Genomic DNA, 22,367 nt, shown 5'->3' with positions numbered 1-22,367 from the left:
AGGCTCACTCCTACAGGGAATGTGCGGTGTTGCTAAGCGTTGGGACAGCAGGCCAGCCCCAAACGATCAAAGATTCTCGTAGCGGTTCATGTCCAGCACGCCCTCTTCCACCGGATCGGTTTCGTGGAGGTATTGGCTCAGATCGTGGAAATAGAACCAGAACTGCGGATGACTGCGACGAATCCCCCAGCGTTCGACGATTTTCTCGAAGCGCCCGGCGTCCTTGGCGGTTTCCATCGCATCGACAAACTCCGGTACTTGCTCGGCCGGAATGTTGAAGATGAAGTTCGGATAGCTGCTGAGCACGCCCGGATAGATGGTCAAGGTGTCCAGCCCCGGTTGATAGCGCAGCGATTCCCCCAGCAGGAACGCCACGTTACTGTGCGCGCGATTGCGCAGCAGGCTGTACATCTCGCGTTTGCCGCTGCGGGTTTCGATGCGCAGCATGGTCGCTTCCGGCAACTGGTCGATGACCTTCAAACCGGCGGCCGGACGTGACGTCAGGCGACTCAGCGCCTGCTCGGCATTTTGCAGGGCCGGGTCGATATTCGGCCGCGAGCAGTAGGCGCCGTCACAGCGGTTGATCGGATCGGGCCGCGCATTCAGATCGCCGTAACGCGCCAGCAACTGCATGGCGAAGTCGTATTTCGGGTCCTTCGGATCGAGTTTCAGTGCGGTCGGCTTGTCGTCATCGATGGCTTCGTAGTCGAGCCACATCTTGAACTGGCCGCTGCTCTGATACCAATCGTCGAGGTAGTCCTCGCGGGAATCGGCCGGCATCAGGCGCAGGAAATTCTGTTCGGCGCCGTTGCGGATCAGGTCGAAATACAGGCGGGTCTGCGCCTGATGGGAAACGTTGCCGAACACATCGAAGTTGACCGCCAACTGGTAATAGGTGCGCTCCAGCAGCGGATAGTCGAACAGCCACATCGTCTGTGGCACTTCGCCGATCAGGCCTTTGGTCACCGAGGCGCTGTCGAAGTGACGGAAAATGCTCAGCAGCGCGTTGTCGTTGCCGGCCCACAGCGTCGACCAGCTCGGCGCCGGTAAATCGGCGTAGCTGTCGCGACGCAGCGCTTCGTACTGGTTTCGTTTGTCGCGGTAGTTGTGCCACAGACTCAGGACGCTGCCGACGTCATCGTTCTGACCTGGCATCGCCAGCAGCGGCGTGGCCTGGCCGCGATAGACCGGGTCGGTGATGTACAGGTCGTGCTCCGGCGCCTGGAACAGCGCCCAGAAGTTGTCGCGGATCACGTCCGTCGCAATCTGCCCACGGCACACCGGCCCACGAATGAACGTGCGTACGAAGTATTCGGCGTTATCGAGCATGAACTGATAGCGCGCCTGCGCCGGAATCGCCTCAAAGGTCGCAAACGGGTTGGCCCGACTCTGCGGGCCGTAACCCGGCAACGCACTGACCTGCCAGTTGCCGCTGTAGAACAGGCTCTTGACCCGCGCCATCTTCGCCGCGCTCAGCGGATAGGTGATGTGGGTCTTGTGCACGATCACCCCTTGCACCGGCCACAAACGGTAGTAAACCTGAGTGCCCGGGTCGTCATTCGGGCGACGGGTGGCGATCAGGTCGATCGGCTGGCCAGTCGGCGTGCGCGAACGCACCCACTGGAAGTAATGCCCAGGCTCACCGTCCTTGAAATAGAGGTGCGCGAGGAACCAGTGTTCGAACAACCAACGCCCAACCAGACTTTCCCGCGCCCCCGGCTGGTTGAGCAGGTTTTCCCACTGGACGATTTGCAGCGCTTCTTTGGCGCTCGGCGCCAGACCTTGCTCGTCGATCGGCGCACCGGATGCCAGCCAGCGTTGCAGGGTCTGGTATTGCTGATCGGTCAGGCCGGTCACCGCCAGCGGCATGCCTTCTTTCGGGTGGGCGCCGGCATAGCCTTCAAACTCGGCGGGCATCGCACACATGTTTTCCCGTTGCAGGCCGAGGACGATGTCTTCCGGCAGTTTGGCGTTGGGCGTCAGCGGGGTTTTGTGACCCAGTTCCAGCATCCGCGCCATCAATGCGGCCTGACTGCCTTGCGCATCAAGTACCGAATAAAAGCCTTTCTGCTGCCAGGCACGTTTGCCGAAGGCGTCGTAGAACAATCGAGTGGTCGGCGCGGCTTGAGTACGCTCGCCATCGTAGACCGGCATCTTGCTCGCGCCCCGCCCTGCACCTTCGCCGCTGCCCAGATTGAGCTGGCAGGCAGAGTCGTAGCAGGCATGGCAGGCCACACACTTCTCGGTGAAGATTGGCTGAATATCTCGGGTATAAGAGATCGCGGGCTCTTGCGCAACGGCGCCGCAGCTTAAGAACAGCATGAAAATGCTGATGACGCGGTACGACATGCCCATGATCCCGATCGTGAAAAAAACGCCGCGATTCTACAGTATGACGCTCGTACCAACATGAGCGATATTCATGCAAAACCACCACACGCTCCAAAACCACGCAGGTTTGTTATGATCCCGGCCCTTCGTCATGGTCTTTTCGAGTAGTCCCAATGTCCGATCGCAGCGTCCGCCTTCAAGCTCTCAAGCAAGCCCTCAAAGAGCGCATCCTGATTCTCGACGGCGGCATGGGCACGATGATCCAGAGCTACAAGCTCGAAGAACAGGATTATCGCGGCAAACGCTTCGCTGACTGGCCGAGTGACGTCAAGGGCAACAACGACCTGTTGGTGATCACCCGTCCGGACGTGATCGGCGGCATCGAAAAGGCTTATCTGGATGCCGGCGCCGACATTCTGGAAACCAACACCTTCAACGCCACGCGCATTTCCATGGCCGACTACGGCATGGAAGAGCTGGCGTACGAATTAAACGTAGAAGGCGCACGACTGGCGCGCAAGGTGGCTGACGCCAAGACCGCCGAGAACCCGGACAAGCCGCGCTTCGTCGCCGGCGTGCTCGGCCCTACCAGCCGCACCTGCTCGCTGTCGCCTGACGTGAACAACCCCGGCTACCGCAACGTCACCTTTGATGAACTGGTGGAGAACTACACCGAGGCCACCAAGGGCCTGATCGAGGGCGGCGTCGACCTGATCCTGATCGAAACCATTTTCGACACGCTCAACGCCAAAGCCGCGATCTTCGCTGTGCAAGGCGTGTTCGAAGAGCTGCACATCGAACTGCCGATCATGATTTCCGGGACCATCACCGATGCGTCCGGCCGCACCCTGTCCGGCCAGACCACCGAAGCGTTCTGGAACTCCGTGGCCCACGCCAAGCCAATTTCGGTCGGCCTCAACTGCGCCCTCGGCGCCAGTGAACTGCGTCCGTACCTGGAAGAGCTGTCGAACAAGGCCAGCACCCACGTTTCCGCGCACCCGAACGCCGGTCTGCCGAACGAATTCGGCGAGTACGACGAGTTGCCGGTGGACACCGCCAAGGTCATCGAAGAATTCGCCCAGAGCGGTTTCCTCAACATCGTCGGCGGTTGCTGCGGCACCACGCCGGGCCACATCGAAGCCATCGCCAAGGCCGTGGCCGGTTACGCGCCGCGGCAGATTCCGGACATCCCCAAGGCCTGCCGCCTCTCGGGCCTGGAGCCGTTCACCATCGATCGCAGCTCGCTGTTCGTCAACGTCGGCGAGCGCACCAACATCACCGGTTCCGCCAAGTTCGCCCGTCTGATCCGTGAAGACAACTACACCGAAGCCCTGGAAGTCGCCCTGCAGCAGGTCGAGGCCGGCGCCCAGGTGATCGACATCAACATGGACGAAGGCATGCTCGATTCGAAGAAGGCCATGGTGACCTTCCTCAATCTGATCGCCGGTGAACCGGACATCTCGCGCGTCCCGATCATGATCGACTCCTCGAAATGGGAAGTGATCGAAGCCGGCCTCAAGTGCATTCAGGGCAAGGGCATCGTCAACTCGATCAGCATGAAAGAAGGCGTCGAGCAGTTCATCCACCACGCCAAACTGTGCAAGCGCTACGGCGCTGCGGTGGTGGTGATGGCGTTCGACGAAGCCGGCCAGGCCGACACCGAAGCGCGCAAGAAAGAAATCTGCAAACGCTCCTACGACATTCTGGTCAACGAAGTCGGCTTCCCGCCGGAAGACATCATCTTCGACCCGAACATCTTCGCCGTGGCCACCGGCATCGAAGAACACAACAACTACGCTGTGGACTTCATCAACGCCTGTGCCTACATCCGCGACGAGCTGCCATATGCGCTGAGTTCCGGCGGCGTGTCCAACGTGTCGTTCTCGTTCCGTGGCAACAACCCGGTGCGCGAGGCGATCCACTCGGTGTTCCTGCTGTACGCGATCCGCGCCGGCCTGACCATGGGTATCGTCAACGCCGGTCAGCTGGAGATCTACGACCAGATCCCGCAGGAGCTGCGTGATGCCGTCGAAGACGTGATCCTCAACCGCACGCCGGAAGGCACCGACGCCCTCCTCGCCATCGCCGACAAGTACAAGGGCGACGGCAGCGTCAAGGAAGCCGAGACCGAAGAGTGGCGCAGCTGGGACGTCAACAAGCGTCTGGAGCACGCGCTGGTCAAAGGCATCACCACGCACATCGTCGAAGACACCGAAGAGTCGCGCCAGTCGTTCGCCCGCCCGATCGAAGTGATCGAAGGCCCGCTGATGTCCGGCATGAACATCGTCGGCGACCTGTTCGGCGCCGGCAAAATGTTCCTGCCGCAGGTGGTGAAATCCGCACGCGTGATGAAACAGGCCGTAGCGCATCTGATCCCGTTCATCGAACTGGAAAAAGGCGACAAGCCGGAAGCCAAGGGCAAGATCCTGATGGCCACGGTCAAAGGCGACGTGCACGACATCGGCAAGAACATCGTCGGCGTGGTACTGGGCTGTAACGGCTATGACATCGTCGACCTCGGCGTGATGGTCCCGGCGGAAAAGATCCTCCAGGTCGCCAAGGAAGAAAAGTGCGACATCATCGGCCTGTCCGGCCTGATCACCCCGTCGCTGGACGAGATGGTCCACGTGGCCCGCGAGATGCAGCGTCAGGATTTCCATCTGCCGCTGATGATCGGTGGCGCGACCACCTCCAAGGCGCACACCGCAGTGAAGATCGAGCCGAAGTACAGCAACGATGCGGTGGTCTACGTCACCGACGCCTCGCGTGCGGTTGGTGTGGCGACGCAGTTGCTGTCCAAGGAACTCAAGGCCGGTTTCGTCGAGAAGACCCGTCTGGAATACGTCGATGTGCGTGAGCGCACCGCCAACCGCAGCGCCCGTACCGAGCGTCTGAGCTACGCCGCGGCGATTGCCAAGAAGCCGCAGTTCGACTGGGCCAACTACTCGCCGGTCAAACCGACTTTCACCGGCACCCGGGTGCTGGACAACATCGACCTCAATGTTCTGGCCGAGTACATCGACTGGACGCCGTTCTTCATCTCCTGGGACCTCGCTGGCAAATTCCCGCGCATCCTCGAAGACGAAGTGGTCGGTGAAGCGGCCACCGCGCTGTACAAGGACGCCCGCGAGATGCTCACCAAGCTGATCGACGAGAAGCAGATCAGCGCCCGTGCGGTATTCGGTTTCTGGCCGGCCAATCAGGTGCATGACGACGACATCGAACTGTACGGCGATGACGGCAAGCCAATGGCACGCCTGCATCACCTGCGTCAGCAGATCATCAAGACCGACGGCAAACCGAACTTCTCGCTGGCCGACTTCGTCGCCCCGAAAGACAGCGAAGTGACCGACTACGTCGGTGGTTTCATCACCACCGCTGGCATCGGCGCCGAAGAAGTCGCCAAGGCCTATCAGGACGCTGGCGACGACTACAACTCGATCATGGTCAAGGCACTGGCCGACCGCTTGGCCGAAGCCTGCGCCGAGTGGCTGCACCAGCAAGTGCGCAAAGAGCACTGGGGTTACGCCAAGGACGAAGTGCTGGACAACGACGCGCTGATCAAAGAGCAGTACTCCGGTATCCGTCCGGCACCGGGTTATCCGGCCTGCCCGGATCACACCGAGAAGGCCACGCTGTTCACCCTGCTCGACCCCGAGGCCAGCGAAATGCGTGCCGGGCGCAGCGGCGTGTTCCTCACCGAACACTACGCGATGTTCCCGGCAGCCGCGGTCAGCGGCTGGTACTTCGCCCATCCGCAGGCGCAATATTTCGCCGTGGGCAAGGTCGACAAGGATCAAGTGCAAAGCTACACCTCGCGCAAAGGTCAGGAACTGAGCGTGACCGAGCGCTGGCTGGCGCCCAACCTCGGTTACGACGAGTGATCGGCCGGTCAATCCCCGGGGGTGCCGGGGATTGACCGTCACCACGCTTTACGCGCCTGACAACGACCTGGACGAGCCGGGCCTCGGTGCGGAGGCAGACGATTCGATGTGTTCGATCTCCTGTCGCGATAACTCGATGAGCCGGGCATTGCGCTCGGCCGCCTGGTCGAACAGCCTGTTCAGATACAGTGGATCGTCGACACTTAGCCCTTCATCTTCGCCCTCCTCCTGCCATTGCGCTTCATCGAGCTTGCTGAATGCTTCAGGCTGCTGCTCGCGCAGGTAGTCGAGCCAGTAGTCGCGCTGAATCAGGTCCTCCAGAAACCGCTCGGAGCGTTCGGCGTTGAGTATCTCGGCCCGGGCGTTGACCAGTTGCAGCGGGGTAACACCGGACGCGAACGTCATGTTTTTCGGTTGTCCCGGCAATTCCAGCCCGTCGTCCCAGCCCCCGGTCAGCCCGATGCGATAGCCCAGGCGCACCTCCGCTTCGTCAAAACCGCTGCTCGCCGCCGCGCTGCGCGCCAGCTCATCGACTTTGTCCAGGCGAAACAGCTGGCGTGACAACGCCAACAAGGCCTGCCCCCTGATACCCGGACGACCGGCCGGCAAATCGAGCAAGGCGTTATAGGTGAACACTTTGCTCTCCAGGCCGCTGAAGGTGAGGATCCGTCCGTCGACGCAGGTGCCATGGGTGGTGGAGCCGGCGAAGATGACCTCGCGCAGTTGCGTATTGCTGGCAGCGGCCTCCATGACCGTCCACATCCGCCGGGTCAGATCGGCATTGGCGATCCTGAATTCGCGGGTGTCCTGCAGACGTTCGAGCAAATGAAAGAACGCCGCGCTGTCCGGCTCGGCCGCCAACTGGTCCCACAACTGGCCGCGAGTGACCATCTGTTCGGGTGCCAGATTGGCCAGCCACGGGGCCTTCTGCTGGACATCCGCCGGTTCCGGCGGCAGGGTCTCGTCGGACTCGAAACTGTCGGTGGTTTCGCTCAGCCCGCCGGTGGCATCATCGACCATTTCCTCCAGTTCCGTAACCGAAAAGCCCAGAACCTGCTGGTAGCCAGTGCGCGTCTGATACGCCCGGATCTGCTCCAGCGTCTGTGGCGAGAGGTTGTAGTTGTCGGTCAGGTCGGTGCCGCCGATCAGGTCATCATGGTCACCCTCTAGCGCTGACTCAGGAATCGTGGTGATGTCGTTGCGACTCAGTACCAGCCTTCGCAGGTATTGCGCGTCGAGCGTACCGGCCGGCCATTCGGTCAGGTTGTTGCTGGCAAGATCAAGGCTCTCCAGGCGAGGCAGGAAACTGACGTCAAACGCCTCGAAATTGTTGTAGCTCACATCCAGCCAGCGCAGATGTTCAAGACCGGACAACGCCTCGTACAGCGGCCCCGCGTCGTCGAACCCATTGCTGGAAAGCTCCAGCCATTCCAGCGCACTCATGTGCCGGACCGCTTCCGGCAACGTTGTCAGCTCATTACCGTTGAGCACCAGATTGCGTACTTGGTTAAACGCCGCAAGAAAATCGTTGGAACCCTCGGCCGTGAGCATCACACCTGTCAGGTTCAGGCGCTCGACGTGGGCAAAGTCCTGCGGCAGCCGGGGCAGATCGCCCAGTTGCAGCCCGTTGAGATGCAGCACAACCTCCGCCTGAGCCTGCGCGCCGGGCAATCGTGCCCGCCAGCAGGTGAGGATGCGCCAGGCCGCCAGGTTGCGGGTCTGCGACGAGATGGACCAGTCGGTTCCGCGGAAATTCCGGGTGTAGAGCCAGCCATTGAGGGTGCGCACCAGGGTATCGTAAGTCTCGCTCCACCCGGCGATGCGTGCGCTGATCTGCGTATCCGCAAGCCCGCTGCCGCGCAACTCTTCGATGGCCTGCAAGGCCTGCTCATCGGTCAAGGCCGGTTGTATCCGTTGCAGGCTTTCGATCATCCAGGCCTGCCCTTCACTGACAGACGCCTGAGCCAGCGGCAGCAGTTGGCGGCTGATCGACAAACCATCCTCGGCCGGGGGAAAGACGTCAGGCACCGGCTCGTTGGCAAACGCCGCCAATGCGCCCTCCGGCAAACCGACTTCCAGTTCGATGCGGTGCTGCGCTGCTCGCAGCGCCTCGGACGCTTGCGCCGTCAACGGTGCACCGGTCAGATTGGTATGGATCAACGCATGGCTTTCGAGCAGGGTCGGCGGCAGCGCGGTGATCTGACTGTTGCGCAGATCGACCCAGGATAACTGCGGCAAATCCTCGGCGCCCGTCGGCCAGTTTTGTATCCGCGTGTCGCGCAGACTCAGGGCCTTCAGGCGCCCCAGCCGGCCGACGTTCAGGTCGGTCAGTGGGTTGTCGTGCAGGTCCAGGTATTCGAGGGCGGGCAAGGCTTCCAGTGTTTCTTGCACCTGCAAGGTGTCGCTCAACCGGTTTGCGGAGAAATCCAGCCGCGACAGCCTGGCCAGCCGCTCCGGCTGCAATGGCAACGCCTCCAGCGAGTTGTCACTCAGGTCGAGAGTCTTGAGCTCGTCGAACGCGCTGACGAAGCTGCGCACCTGCGCCGCGCCCACACGCTGGCCCTGCAGCAGCAAGCTGCGCACATGGCTGAATGCCTCGGCAGGCAACGGGGGTAGATCGCTGAGCATCAGTCCCGACAAATCCAGGGTCGAGGCGGAAACCGTCGAGCCATAGCGTTTGAACAGGCCTTTGCGCCAACTGGTCCGGATGACATGGGCCGCATTGGAACGGCCGATGATCTCCTTGAGTGACTCCCGCGACACCGACACTTGCTGTTGCCAGTCATTGAGGCCGCGATCCAGCGTTGCGTATTGCTCGCTCAAGGCGTCGATGGCGCTGACACGCTGCGGTTCGTCCGGCCAGCGTTCAAAGAAACGGTTGAACACCTGCTCCGGCGACGTGCTCGTACCCTCGCCCAAACGACGCAGTTCACCTTTGCAGTAATCCCTGACCATCGCCTCTCGATCAATGAGGTGTTCGGGATGACTTCTCACGTATTCGTACGCGACCTTGAAGTTTTCCCGGGAAAACCTCGACCAGTCGAGGGACAGTCCCGACCAGAGTTTCTCGTGCCCTTCAAGCAACTCCGCTGGCAACGTGCTGATGCCCGTGTCGCTGAGATTCAGCCGCTCCAGATTGGGCAACTGCAGGGTGCCCGCGGGCCACTCGAGCAAGCCGTGTGTATTGATTTCCAATCGGCGCAAATTACGCAGCGCGCTGAAATCAAAAGCAATCGCCTGATAGCTGGACGCACACACCGTCAGTGCCTGCAACTGGGTCAGCTGGCTCAACCGCACCGGCATATCGGCGGCGAACGGCATCGCGCTGTAGAGGGTCAATTCTCGCAGTTCAGGCATTGCGCTCAAGGCAGCCGGTACGTTGCTGAACGTTTCGCTGGTGGCATTGATGCGCAGACTTCTGACCTGCGTGAAGCTGGCGAGCAGCGCATCGGCATTGCCATCGGTGATGCACCGCCCGCGAATACTCAAGTCACGGACGTGGGAGAAATCTGCGGTTAATGCGGGCAATTGCTCGTCGCAGGCCAGGTCGAGTCGCCCGGCCCCCGGCTGGATGTCCGCCAGAGGCGCGTTGCGCCAGCTCTGCTTGAGATTGCGCACGACACTGGACTTTCCGCCCATGATTGCCGGCGCATCCATCAGCGCTTCCGTGCCCTCCCATTGGTCAAGCGTTGACTCAAGCTCAGTCCATTCACGCGTGCGCCGTTGCAACAGCTCATAAATCTGCGCATCGCTCTTGCCCAGCGACAGTTGCTTGAGGATAAAAGCGCCGGCCTGTTGATCGGTCAGCGCCGGATAGAGGTCCTGCACCCGGCTCACCAGCAGCGGATTGACGCCCAGTCCGCGACCGCTGGCGTAATAGCCCGGCCCATGCCGAGGCACGCGCACTGGCGCTTTGAACACTTTGCTTGCGCCTTGGCGTTTGGCCGCCAGCCGTACCAGTTCGCTGCGGTGCTGCATGACATGCTCGATCACCGCCCGACGCAGGTCGAGGCTGGCGGAGACATCGGCAAACCCCAGTGACTGGCGGGATTGATCAGGCAATGCATGCATGATCGAAGCGAAGAAATTGTCGCCGTGACGCGGCACGCTGTTGAGGGGTTCGCCGCGCTCGTCGAACGCCTGATAGATCGACCCGCGCTTGACCAGGTATTTGGTCTGCCCGGCACTTTCGCTGCCAATGCTGTCGAGCAACGCCCCCTGGAAACTGCCCTCGCGCACCTCCAGCCGCACATCATCGCGCCAGCCGCGCAGCCTTTGCAGCGCGCGCAGGGCCAGCCACTGGCGTTCGCCGGTGGCCATGTTTTCCATGTGCAAACCCGCCACCGCGTGATCAAAGCGGCGCTGGCGCGCGTACTCGCGTGACTCCTCCAGCAGCCGCAACGGCACGCGTTTGCCGGTTTGCAGGCGGCCCAGTTCTTCGGCGTTGGCGTTGAGCAACACCCGAGCCGCGGCAGAGCTGCCCAGGCCGGGGGTCGCGGTCTGCAGCCTGGCGATGCGCGGGTCCTGCAGTTGCGGCTCGGCATACAGCTGTTCGAACAATGCCGGCTGGCGGCTTTTCATGTGCTCGGCCAACTGTTTTCGCAACTCGGCCGGGCGCGATTCGACGACGCGGGCGGGCTCCCTTCCGAGCATCCACTGGATCTCCGGCTCGTCCAGCGCCGCCAGGATCCGCGCGGGTAACTGCCCCTCCAGCACATCGGCGCGCGACACGCGGATCGTTGCCTTGAGACGTTCACCCGGCAACAGCGACGCGCCATACCGCACATGTGCCCCGCTCAGCCCGGGTCCGTCGAAAACCTCGAGCACCCGTCCGCTCGGCCAGCGCGGCATCTCGCCCAGCAATGGCAGCGTCAGCAGATACTGTTCGTCGAGTGGCAAGCCTTGCTCAACCTGATCGATGATCCGCCCAGTGGCCTGATCGGCTGCGTACAGGCGCAACGTGTCGGCCAGTGCCAGCGGCGCAGGCTGGTGTTCCAGGTGCGTCTGGCGCAGCGCGTCGTCGCTGACGCCGCTGACATCGGCAATCTCCAGCAACTGCTGGTCGGAAAAGGCCTCGGTCGAGTGTCCGAGACGCCTGAGCATCGTCAGTCGATCCCAGGTCAGCGGGCGCTCCAGCGTATGTCGCCACGCGCCGAGGCGGTTGTGCTGCAGGATCGGTTGATAGGCGGTGGGATCGCTCGGGTGCAGAATGCGCCACTTCTGCAGGCTTTCGTCGTACTGCGTGCGGTACACCTTGCCCTCCCGGCGAATCCAGGTTTCGCCATTCAGGCGATACAGGCCCTGCGCATCGGGGCCGGTTGCCGCGTCCAGACTGACCGGGCTCTCATAGGCCGTCAGGTCGGGCTGCCACAGACGGGTCTTGCCGTCGGGACATTCGACCGGTTCCAGCGCCTCGATCAGCGGCTCGGGCTTGACTGCATTCAATTTGCCGAAGGCTTTGCCCACGCCGCCCATCACCCCGATCAGCGCGAGGTTCTGCGCTACATCGACCAGGTGCGCCTTGGCGGCCTGACGATCACCTTCGGACCACTCGACCACGCCTTCAAGCGATTCGTAGAGCAGTTGCCCGGCCATCACCGTCATCATCACCTCGCCCAGCACCGGCACGAACATCGACACCATGTTCAGGGCGAACATGCCCAGCTCCAGCAGATGGTTGAGCTTTCGCGCACGGGCCTTGGCATCCGCATCGGCGGTCGGCACCGCATGCGCCCGAGCATCGGCGATGAATCGGGCGCGATGCTGTTCGTACAGGTAAGCCCACAGATCGCTGTTTTCCGCCCAGAGCCCGGCCGAGCCCTGGTGCGTGACATCCACCGGATTGAGGTAAGGATCCTCCTGCGGCTCGCGTTGACCCTGACGCTCGGGCGGCAGTTCCTTGATCCGCGCGACCACAGAAAACGGCGGGATCAACTGCGCGACTTTCACCCACACCGAATGCAGCGGATCCACGGGTGTGGTCGCGGCCGGGCGGGTGAACTGGCTGAAATAGTACGGGCGATCGGCATACGCCACGAACTGGCTGAAAAACCGCTGGTAGGCGGTTGCATCGCCTGGCGGCGCCGCCGGATCCCGCGCCGTGAACCGGCGCTTGAGTATTGCGTTCAACTGCGTGAAGTTGCAGCGTTTGAGCGGCTGCTCCGGATCGTGGGGGATGTAGACAATGAAATCATCGGTGTAGCGATAGCGCTCACAGATGCTGAACACCACGCAGCCGGTCATCCGCCGTTTCATCAGGCCCAGGTCGCGGAACCACACCGGTTTGTTGCGCAATTGCGGACGCATTTCGCCGGCGACCACCGACAGGATCATGCGGTAGTCGTCGGCTTCGATGTCCTTTTTCAGCAGGGCCAGTTCGGCTGCGGCGCGCAAGGCGCCTTTCTGGCTGTCGATGAACTGTTCGCGCAGTGCCGGCGTATCGTTGAAAAAGCTGTTCACCCGGGTCTGGTACAGCGCTCCGATGTCCAGCGAGCGGCACAGCGTCAGAAACTGACGCACCGTAATGCCGGGAGTGACCACCTGGAACGTGCCGGCAGTCGCAGTCTCGACGACGAACCCCGAGGCGCGATGATAGGCCCCCTCCTCGCACTCCCAGGCCTCGAAGTTGTGCAACGCTGCCTGCAGCAGCGACAGCTTGAGAACCTCGAAAGTGGAGACTTCCACTTCGAGCACGCCGAGTTCCAGCGGACGCCGCAGGCACAGCAATGTCTTGTTGACGTCGACCTCGACGTTGAATTGCGCCTTGAGCGCCTTGACCAGCAGCGCCTGGGCAAAAGCCTCGATGCCCTCCAGGCCCGCCATGGTCTGGTCCAGTCGGGTCTGGGCGCGAAACCCGGCCGTGACCTGCTCGGTCAAGCCCTGCTGCTGTGCAGCGGACAACGCCTGATGCCAGGCCGGCATCCGCGTGGGGGCTTGTTTCAAGGCCGCACGCCGGGCCGGTGTGGCGTCGACCAGCCAGTCGGGAATCGTCTGTTCCAGCAACGGACCATGCAGACTTGGGCCGGTTCGAGTCGGCGCGCTTGCACCGGGCAGATTGCGCGGGGCGCGTGTTTCGACGGGCAACGTCGGGAGTTGAGTGGACATCCTGTCTCTCCTGAAAAGTGAGACGTCAGGACACCATTTCCCCGCAACCGGTGTGCGGTACATAGTTATCGCATCGACACCCGTTTGTTACCGGACACTTCGCCGACCATTCACCGACGCAGCACAAACCGGCGCATTGACTATGCTGTCGGAACAGCCTTTGAGACGAGGGATTTATGGACGATCCAGTCGACAACAAGCCACCGAGCTTCTGGCAGATGCTGCACAGCGTCATGGCCGCGGCGTTCGGCGTGCAGAGCGGGAAAAACCGGGCACGTGACTTCACTCATGGCAAACCCAGCCATTTCGTGCTGCTGGGTATCCTGTTTACCGCGATGTTTGCCTTGACGCTGTTTGCCATCGTCAAGCTGGTGCTGCACTTTGCCGGGGTGTGACAGGGTTCAGTGCATCAGGGTCTGCAGGTTGAACGGATAGCGATAGGACGCGGGGCGCCCCTTGGCGGACAGTTTGCGAAAACTCACACCGTAATCCGGCGAAGCGCCCATGGCCAGTATTTGCCGAGCCTGACGCTTGTCGATCAGTTGCAGCAGCGGCAATTGACGGTCACGCCCGCCATGAAGATCCAGATCGACGCCCTGCTCATAGTCATGCAATTCCACCAGCGCCCAGCCACCGAGGGTGAAGTGCCCGCCCACCAGCGCGCTCAAGCGTCCATCGACCACTGCGCGCAACGCCTCGGACGAGGTATTGACCGCACTGAACAGCACATCCTTGCCCGCCACCTTGCCCACTTCGGCGAACGCGCGCATTGCGCCGAACGCCATTTCGTCATTGGCCGACCACACCAGCGATACGTTCGGATAACGGCCGACCAGTTGCCGTGCCTGTTCGTAGGCGCGCTGCTGTGTCCACTCGCCGTAGACCAGTTGCCGCAGCCGCACCTGGGGATGTTCGGCGAGGGCGCGCTGCATGCCCCGTTCGCGCAATTGCGCCGACGGGGTGATCTTCAGGCCGGAGAATGCCAGCACCTCGATCGACTCACCCCGTGCCACGGGCGGATGCAGGCGAATCAGCTCCTTCATCATCAGGTAGCCGCCCTCCTCGTCATTGGGCACCAGGCTGCCGATGCGATCAGGCCGCTCCCCGATCAGCGCCTGCTGATCGGCGGTCAGCACCGCGTTGACCATGAACAGCTTGACCCGGCTGCCTTCGGCCAGCCGCAGGATCTGGGGCGCAATGTACTGTTCGTTGACGAACATCAAATAGTCGGGCCGGTTCGGCCCCTGCAGGGCGACTCGCGCCTGAGCCACGGTGAGTTCGGGCTGGCGCTGGGAATAAAGAATCTGCAAGTCGACGCCCAGGTCCCGGGCCGCCGCCTGCATGAATTGCGAATAGCTGACCCAGAACGCTTCCTGGGTGGTACCCGGATTGAGGAACAGCACCGACTCAGCCCGGGCCGCAGGTCCGAAAACCGCACCGAGCAGCAGGAGACTGAGGTGGAAAAACTTCAACATGAATGATTCGGGCCCGGGGAAAAATGGCCGCGCATTATAGCCCCCGAATCAGCGGCTACTGACGCCTGATCCCGTTTTTTGTCCGACAATCGTCGGAAGCAGGCCCGAATCGGTCGTTTACTGATGACTGACCCAGAATACCGCTGTTCCTACAACGAGAATGATCAGGAACAAAATGGCCCACGCATCGACACTGCTATCGCTTTTTTTTGCCTTGGTCGGATTGCTCATTGCATCGCCTCTTGTCGGTTTTATCGGTGATTGCAGAAAGACTCGATCACAGTTAAGACGATGATTGTCCCCGCGACAAATGTGGGTTAATCAACAACCATTCTCGTTAGGCGATTTGGTTCTTTACATATACTCAAACATCACTTTTGCGCATAACTGCAAACGGGTATATTGCCCCGGCTCCGTTAGGGAGTGCGCGGCCGTGCGCGCGTAATTGCAGAGGCACCATCGGACTCCAGCAAGCGAAAACGCAGCGTTTTCCGAGTAGCCCAAAGCCTGAGAACAGGACTTATATGTACGTATACGACGAGTACGATCAGCGGATCATCGAGGACCGCGTCAAGCAGTTCCGTGATCAGACCCGACGCTATCTGGCAGGTGAGCTGAGCGAAGAAGAATTCCGCCCCCTGCGCCTGCAAAATGGCCTGTACATCCAGCGTTTCGCGCCGATGTTGCGCGTGGCAGTGCCTTACGGCCAGCTGACCTCGCGTCAGGTGCGCATGATGGCCAAGATTGCCCGTGACTACGACAAGGGCTACGCCCACATCAGTACCCGGCAGAACGTGCAGTTCAACTGGCCGGCGGTGGAAGACATCCCGGACATCCTCGCCGAACTTGCCACCGTGCAGATGCACGCGATCCAGACCAGCGGCAACTGCCTGCGCAACGTCACCACCGACCAGTTCGCCGGTGTCGCTGCAGACGAACTGATCGACCCGCGTCCGTGGTGCGAGATCGTCCGTCAGTGGACCACGTTCCACCCGGAATTCGCCTACCTGCCGCGCAAATTCAAGATCGCCGTCAACGGCTCGACCGCTGACCGTGCGGCCATCGAAGTCCACGACATCGGCCTTGAGCCGGTACACAACGCCGCTGGCGAGCTGGGCTTCCGCGTACTGGTCGGCGGTGGTCTGGGCCGTACCCCTGTGGTCGGCGCGTTCATCAACGAGTTCCTGCCGTGGCAGGACCTGTTGAGCTACCTCGACGCCATCCTGCGTGTGTACAACCGCTATGGCCGTCGCGACAACAAATACAAGGCGCGGATCAAGATCCTCGTCAAGGCGCTGACCCCTGAAGTGTTCGCGCAGAAAGTCGATGCCGAGATGGAACACCTGCGCGGTGGTCAGACCACACTGACCGAAGCCGAACTGCATCGCGTTGCCAAGCACTTCGTCGACCCGGACTACAAGGCTCTGGACAATCAGACTGCCCAACTGGCCGAACTCGACAAGGAACACCCAGGCTTCGCCCGCTGGCGCTCGCGCAACACACTGGCGCACAAGAAGCCGGGTTATGTCGCGGTGACCCTGTCGCTGAAACCGACCGGCGTTGCTCCGGGCGACATCACCGATAAGCAGCTGGACGCCGTCGCCGATCTGGCCGAGCGCTACAGCTTCGGTCAACTGCGTACTTCCCACGAGCAGAACATCATTCTGGCCGATGTCGAGCAGAGCCAATTGTTCACCCTGTGGGGCGAGTTGCGTGAAGGCGGTTTCGCAACGCCGAACATCGGCCTGCTGACCGACATCATCTGCTGCCCGGGCGGTGACTTCTGCTCCCTGGCCAACGCCAAGTCGATCCCGATCGCCGAATCGATCCAGCGTCGTTTCGACGACCTGGACTACCTGTTCGACATCGGTGAGCTGGACCTGAACATCTCCGGTTGCATGAACGCCTGTGGTCACCACCACGTCGGCCACATCGGCATCCTCGGGGTGGACAAGAAAGGTGAAGAGTTTTACCAGGTGTCCCTCGGCGGCAGCGCCAGCCGCGACGCGAGCCTGGGCAAGATCCTCGGCCCGTCCTTCGCCCAGGACGACATGCCGGACGTGATCTCGAAGCTGATCGACGTGTACGTTGAACAACGCACCGAAGACGAGCGCTTCATCGACACCTACCAGCGTATTGGCATCGACCTCTTCAAGGAACGCGTCTATGCAGCGAATCATTAAGAACAACGAGGTTGTCGACGAAACCTGGCACTTGCTGCCCAAGGACGCGACCCTCGACGGTATCTCCAACTGCGACGACCTGATCGTGCCGCTGGCCCTGTGGCGTGATCATGCTCACGCGCTCAAGGCCCGCGATGGCGGGCTGGGCGTGTGGCTGGATGCCGATGAAGAAGCCGAGGAAATCGGTGCCGATGTCGCGCAGTTCCAGGTGATTGCCCTGAACTTCCCGGCCTTCACCGACGGCCGCAACTACTCCAACGCCCGCCTGCTGCGTGACCGCTACGGTTTCAAAGGTGAGCTGCGGGCGATTGGCGATGTGCTGCGCGACCAGCTGTTCTACATGCGCCGTTGCGGTTTCGATGCGTTCGCCCTGCGCGCCGACAAGGACCCGTACGATGCGCTGGAAAGCCTGAAAGACTTCTCGGTGACCTACCAGGCCGCCACTGACGAACCGCTGCCGCTGTTCCGTCGCCGCTGATCGAAAACGCCTTGAGCCATTGCTCAAGGCGTTCTTCCCCTGCCCTTCGAAGCTCAGTCAGACTGACGCCTCTTCATCAACATCGCGGCTCCCTGCAACTTCATTGACCGGGTTGCGCGCCAGGGCCTCCTCGGTGAGCAGGCGAAGCAACGCCTGACGTTCGTTGCGGAAGTTGTCGTGGATTGCATTCATCTGCACCGCCGCCGCTTCACGGGAAAGCCCTGCCTGCCCCTCCAGTTGTGCCAATGCCTGCGCACTGCGCTCCCTGACGGCAGCGAAGGACGGCGCCTGGGTGGATTCGAGAAACTCGATCCAGAACCGCTGGCCGCTGCACCAGTCGGAGAATGCACGAGTGCGCTCGACGCGCATGACGGCCTGATACACCTCATCCAGATCCGCCGGCGACACTTCGACCTGCAAGGGACGGCTCAGCATGTGTGGCTGGCCCGGCAGATTCAGGCGCTCGGCCAATCCAACGCGGTAGGCCAGGCTGTACTCCAGCGCCTGTTCGTGAACACCCGGCTGGTGGCGACTGTTGATATCGGCCAGGACCCGCTCCTCCAGCTCCTGCAGGCGAAACAACCCCCTGAGCAGATGCGTCAGTTGCCACTCCAGCGGCGCGCCGCCCAGCCCTGCCGCCAGCCTGGCCCGAAAACACAAGACCTGAACCTCCATCTCGCTGAACACCGCCGAATAGCCATCGACACTGATGGCCCCGGCCCGCGCGGTACGAAACAATTCCGTACGCAAGCGCGCATCCTCGGCTGCCGCCTCTACCACATTCCACACCCGCTGGCTGAAGTAGGGGTAAATCTGCGTGTAATCGGCCGTATGAACCAAGTGTGCCAGTACATTGAAAAAATCCCGCGAGCCGGGCGCCGCCCGCACCGCTTCCCAAGTGGTGCGGCGCGGTGCCGCTTCGGCCTCGGGGCTGCCCACCAGCCAGCGCGCGCTCTGGCCATCAAACGCCATGCTCAGTTGCGACAAGCGCTGATAGGTCGGAATCGTCACGCCGAAACTGACGCCGTTCGCCTGCTGATACGTCGCAATCTGTTGCAGCGTTTCCGCCGACAGCGGATTGCCATGCAGCCGGGTGGCGCGACTGAGCGCTGCCGGCCCATCGAACGCCGCCGCTGGCAGCGCCGTGATCTGGTTGTCGCGCAGATCAAGCAGACGCAACCGCGCCAATCCGGCAATGCCCCGAGGCCATTGCTCAAGGGCGCAGCCACGCAACTTCAGGCTTTCCAGATCAGCCAGCAAGCTGACGTCGGGGGCGTGCGAAAGATGCGGATTCAGGTCCAGGTCAAGTACGCGCAATCGGGTCAGTTGCTCAAGCGCAGACGCTGAAACGGACGACAAATGCAGCTGGTTGTTGCTCAGGTCCAGCTCCGTCAGCCAAGCCATGTTGTTCAGGGCCGGAGGCAGCTGCGTCAGGTGATTTTCCCGCAGCGAGAGGCTGCGCAGATGGCTGAAATTCTGCAAAAAAGCGTTGAATCCCAGCGTAGGCGCCACGCCGTCCATCACCAGATGGGTGACGTGGCTGAAATCGCCGACGATCAGCGGCAACTCGCCCAGAGGCTCTGGCGCCAGGCACAAGCTGTCGGGCAATCCGTCACCGGGCCGTCCGGGCTCCTTGCGCCAACTGCGGATGATGGTGCGCATGGCGCGCAGCTTGGCTGACTGTGGCACGAGTTGCCATACGCGATCGGTACCGGCACTCCACGTTTGCCCACTCACCCAGCGACTCAGGGTTTCGCGGATCCCTATAAACTCCAGGCGCAGCTTTTCCAGCTTCATCAGAATCGCGATCTCGTCGCTGCCCAGGGTGGCGAGCAGTGCCTGGATCTGCTCGGGAGCGTACGCCGGATAGAGTTCCTGCGCACGCCGCGCCGCGATTGAAATGTTGGCACTTGAGCGAGCACCAGGCCCTGCCGGCGAACGGTCTGCAAGGCCCATCGGCGAAAAATCGCCGGGCCGATCGCCCATGGCCACGGCAAAGGTCATGCGTCGCTGAAGAGCAAGCCGGGCAATATTCTCGCGCAGCACCTCGGCCCCGGCATCCGCCAGCAAGCCCAGTGCGGTTTTGCGCGGCGCCGACAGTCCGTGCCAGAGCGCCTGAAAATAATGTGCGCGGGTGCGTCCGGCAAATTCAGTCAGGGGATGCTCGGTGCCATCGAAGACGCTGACCCGGTCTGCCAGCACATTGACCAGCATTCGTTCGCGGGCGTCGACCGGGCCGATCGAGGCGACGTTACCGTAGCTGCCCGACCATTCGAGAATTTCAATCAACGGGGTGCCCGACCAGCCTGGCAGGTGCTCAAGGGTGTCGAGCACCAGGCGGTTGGTGTCGTAACCACCGCCACTGTCCAGATACAGGCCTTCATAGGCGCGACAGACCGCGATAGCCTGCAGATAACGCCGCACCTCCTGTGCCAGACGCAATGGTATACGGCCGGCATCCAGCTCCTGCGCCTCGCCAATCAATGCATCGCCCACCAGTTCTTCGGCCACGCTGGTCGGCAGATCGGCAAACCTGTCGAGCAGCAATTGCGCTCGGCCATTGCTCGCTGCTTCGCTGCGTCGGTAGACCCGCTGGAACAGTTGCACCCGCAGGCTTTCAGCTTGCGCACTGACAATTTGCAGGAGCTTGCGGCTTTGCTCTCCCGCATCCTTGGTCGTCAGACCAAGCAGACTCTCACGCTGCCGGGTTTCGAGGGTCGACAACAGCCATGAATACAGTTGCCCCTTGTCCAGTGCCTGTTGGGTGATTCGCAACCAAGTCGTGGCCGTTGGTGCGCCGTAGACATTGCCCCGGATTCCTGCCGAGTCGACGACTTGTATAGCGCAGTCGGCCGGCCAGCCCGCCAATGTGGTGAGCACATGCAGTTGCAGATCAGGGTCTGCCAATGGCGCGGATGCCGGAGTCTGCAAATGATCGAAAAACTCAGTCACCGCCGCGTCGGCGCGAAACCGCCGGACCGTATCGATGAGCAGCGCCGGAGGATGGCCGTTATCGACGTGAATCTGGCGCAGGACGCTGTCCTCGACACCGCTTACGGCAAGGGCTCGCAACGCGGCGTCGTCCGGGATTCGTTCCCGGGTAAAACCGAAGCGGCGAAACAGCGTCAGGCGATCCCACTCCTGCACCAGTTCGGTGTCATGGCGCCAGGCGCCGCTGCCATTGGTTTCGAGCACCGGCGAATAACGGTTGGCGACCTCGGACGGCGCCAGGACTTCCCACAACTCGGTCTGCGGCTTGGGGCGCACGGCATAATGGTGCGCGTCCAGGGTGAGGAACGCCTGGCCTTCGACCCCGCGCAAACCGCGCTCATCGGGTGGCAAGCCTTGTGGCAGCAGGCGCTGCTGGCGATAGGCGCTCAGGTCAGGCTTCCACAAGCGGGCCTGGCCTGCGGGCAGGCTGATCATGCGCAAGCGTTTGATGAACGCCGATGACCGAACGACTCTGAACGTGGCGCCCGCGGCCCGTGTTCCCGCCGCGAACGCCGCCAGCAGGATCAGGTTCTCGACCACATCGAAAAAGTGATCCGTTGCCTGCTCCTTCTCGCCCCGGGTCCAGCTGGAAATGCCCTCATAGACGGTCCAGAGCAACTGCACCGCGGTAGCCGCCAGCAACACTTCGCCCAGCACGGGAATAAACGATGCGGCCATCAGCAGCAGATCGACGCCGATCGTCTTGTAGGTATCCAGTCGGGCCAGCCGGGTTTTTTCGTCTTCATCGTCGGTGGGAACCACCATCAGCCGGGCATCCGCCAGGGTCTGCTCGGCATGTTGGCGGTACGTCATGCTGAACGGATCACCAACGAAATCGATGCCGGACAACGTGATATAGCCGGAGGCATGTGGCAGCATCGAATTGCTGCGCGGATACAGGCGGGCATCGAGTTCCGTCTCCCAGAGCAAGCGCTCACGGACCTTGATATAGCGAGTGAAGAACTTGCGGAACGCCGTCTTTTTCAGGCGCTCGCTCAACTCCCTCTCGAAATCGCTGAAGGAGGCGTACTCCTTCAGCGGGTGTAATGGATCGCCCGGCAGGTAGACCACGCAACGGTAGTCGTCGTCGGCGTGTTCACTGACCGGCCCGATGAACAGCGCGCCGCCCAGCGTCACCCCGAACATCTGCAGCCCCTGATAACCCAGGGTATTATGGCCAAGTTTGATTGGACTCTGGTTAGTTGTTACTGCCTGCAACATCTGATGTACATCCGCACTGATGTATTTTTTCATCAGTGCCAAATGTCTTTCCACATCAAATCGATTCCGCCAATTGGCAATGCACTTGTTGCGCAATGGATTAACTTCAGCATCAACATCGAATACTGCCCGAAGATGCGTCTGATACTGCTTGCCCAGATCCAGAGTCCGACACAGCGTTGCAAATTCGTGTGGTTGTAGCGGCAATATCCGAGGTTCGCGCCCGGTTATCTTTTCGGGAATATAAATCAGCGAAGTTTCGTTGTAATTTGTCGCCTGGGTTTCACTTGCTTCAAAGTTTTCACAGGCGGCGCTCAACAGATCACGGTCGATCGGCAATACCAGCTTCCTGCGCAGCCCCAGCAGGCTGGAGGTCGAACGTACGTGCTGAAAGATCACCCCATTGATATCCAGCGGTTCACCCAACTTGTCAGCCATCGCCTTGGCAAGCAGCGGCGCACAGAAGCTTTGCGGTGACTTCAGGCTACTCAGCGACTTGCCGGTTTCACTCTGGGAGCGATGACTGGCAATCAAGCTTTGATAGAGCTTATGACGCAACTCACCGGGAGCCGCCAACAACCAGTCCGGTGTGTTGTTTTTAATTAACTCGAAAAACAGGCCTTTCTGTTCAGGCGTCAAAACAGGAATAGCATCACGAACCGACAAAGAGGACATATTGAACACTCGACAGTGAAAAGTA

8 protein-coding genes are annotated in these 22,367 nt (G+C 61.5%); 4 read left to right on the top strand and 4 right to left on the bottom strand.

Annotation, left to right across the window (positions count from 1 at the left end; all coding sequences use genetic code 11):
* Nucleotides 1–66 precede the first annotated feature (66 nt).
* Nucleotides 67–2,349, bottom strand: coding sequence for a fatty acid cis/trans isomerase (locus LCH64_RS00825; protein ID WP_226499194.1), 2,283 nt, complete (start codon nt 2,347–2,349; stop codon nt 67–69).
* Between the two features lie 155 nt (nt 2,350–2,504).
* On the opposite strand from LCH64_RS00825, the gene metH reads away from it, so the two are divergent.
* Nucleotides 2,505–6,215: a methionine synthase gene (gene metH / locus LCH64_RS00820; RefSeq protein ID WP_226499193.1), complete on the top strand. Its 3,711-nt coding sequence runs from the start codon at nt 2,505–2,507 to the stop codon at nt 6,213–6,215.
* Nucleotides 6,216–6,263: 48 nt separating this feature from the next.
* Here metH and LCH64_RS00815 read toward each other — a convergent pair whose 3' ends face one another.
* Entirely contained in the window at nt 6,264–13,319 is a 7,056-nt protein-coding gene (locus LCH64_RS00815) for an NEL-type E3 ubiquitin ligase domain-containing protein (RefSeq protein WP_226499192.1), read from the bottom strand.
* Between the two features lie 176 nt (nt 13,320–13,495).
* Between LCH64_RS00815 and LCH64_RS00810 the strand changes: the two genes are divergently transcribed.
* Nucleotides 13,496–13,714, top strand: coding sequence for a DUF2970 domain-containing protein (locus LCH64_RS00810; RefSeq protein ID WP_003225504.1), 219 nt, complete (start codon nt 13,496–13,498; stop codon nt 13,712–13,714).
* Between the two features lie 6 nt (nt 13,715–13,720).
* On the opposite strand, the gene LCH64_RS00805 is transcribed toward LCH64_RS00810, so the two are convergent.
* Complete coding sequence (locus LCH64_RS00805; protein WP_226499191.1) at nt 13,721–14,794, bottom strand: ABC transporter substrate-binding protein; 1,074 nt, start codon at nt 14,792–14,794, stop codon at nt 13,721–13,723.
* A gap of 524 nt (nt 14,795–15,318) precedes the next feature.
* Here LCH64_RS00805 and LCH64_RS00800 point away from each other — a divergent pair.
* Both LCH64_RS00800 and LCH64_RS00795 read left to right on the top strand, forming a co-directional pair.
* Nucleotides 15,319–16,977 (top strand): nitrite/sulfite reductase, encoded by a 1,659-nt coding sequence (locus LCH64_RS00800; protein WP_003225514.1) that lies wholly within the window; start codon nt 15,319–15,321, stop codon nt 16,975–16,977.
* A complete protein-coding gene (locus LCH64_RS00795) occupies nt 16,961–17,455 on the top strand; it encodes a DUF934 domain-containing protein (RefSeq protein ID WP_103484763.1) in 495 nt (164 codons plus the stop codon). The genes LCH64_RS00800 and LCH64_RS00795 overlap by 17 nt, the downstream gene beginning before the upstream one ends.
* Nucleotides 17,456–17,512: 57 nt before the next feature.
* Here the strand turns inward: LCH64_RS00795 and LCH64_RS00790 are convergent, their stop codons facing one another.
* Entirely contained in the window at nt 17,513–22,342 is a 4,830-nt protein-coding gene (locus tag LCH64_RS00790; protein ID WP_346269164.1) for a DUF6543 domain-containing protein, read from the bottom strand.
* Between the last annotated feature and the right edge of the window lie 25 nt (nt 22,343–22,367).

Origin of the sequence: Pseudomonas sp. MWU16-30322, assembly GCF_020515535.1 — a bacterium.
In the GTDB taxonomy this organism is placed as follows: Bacteria; Pseudomonadota; Gammaproteobacteria; order Pseudomonadales; family Pseudomonadaceae; genus Aquipseudomonas; species Aquipseudomonas fluorescens_H.
This window is presented reverse-complemented; position numbering and strand designations above follow the sequence as displayed.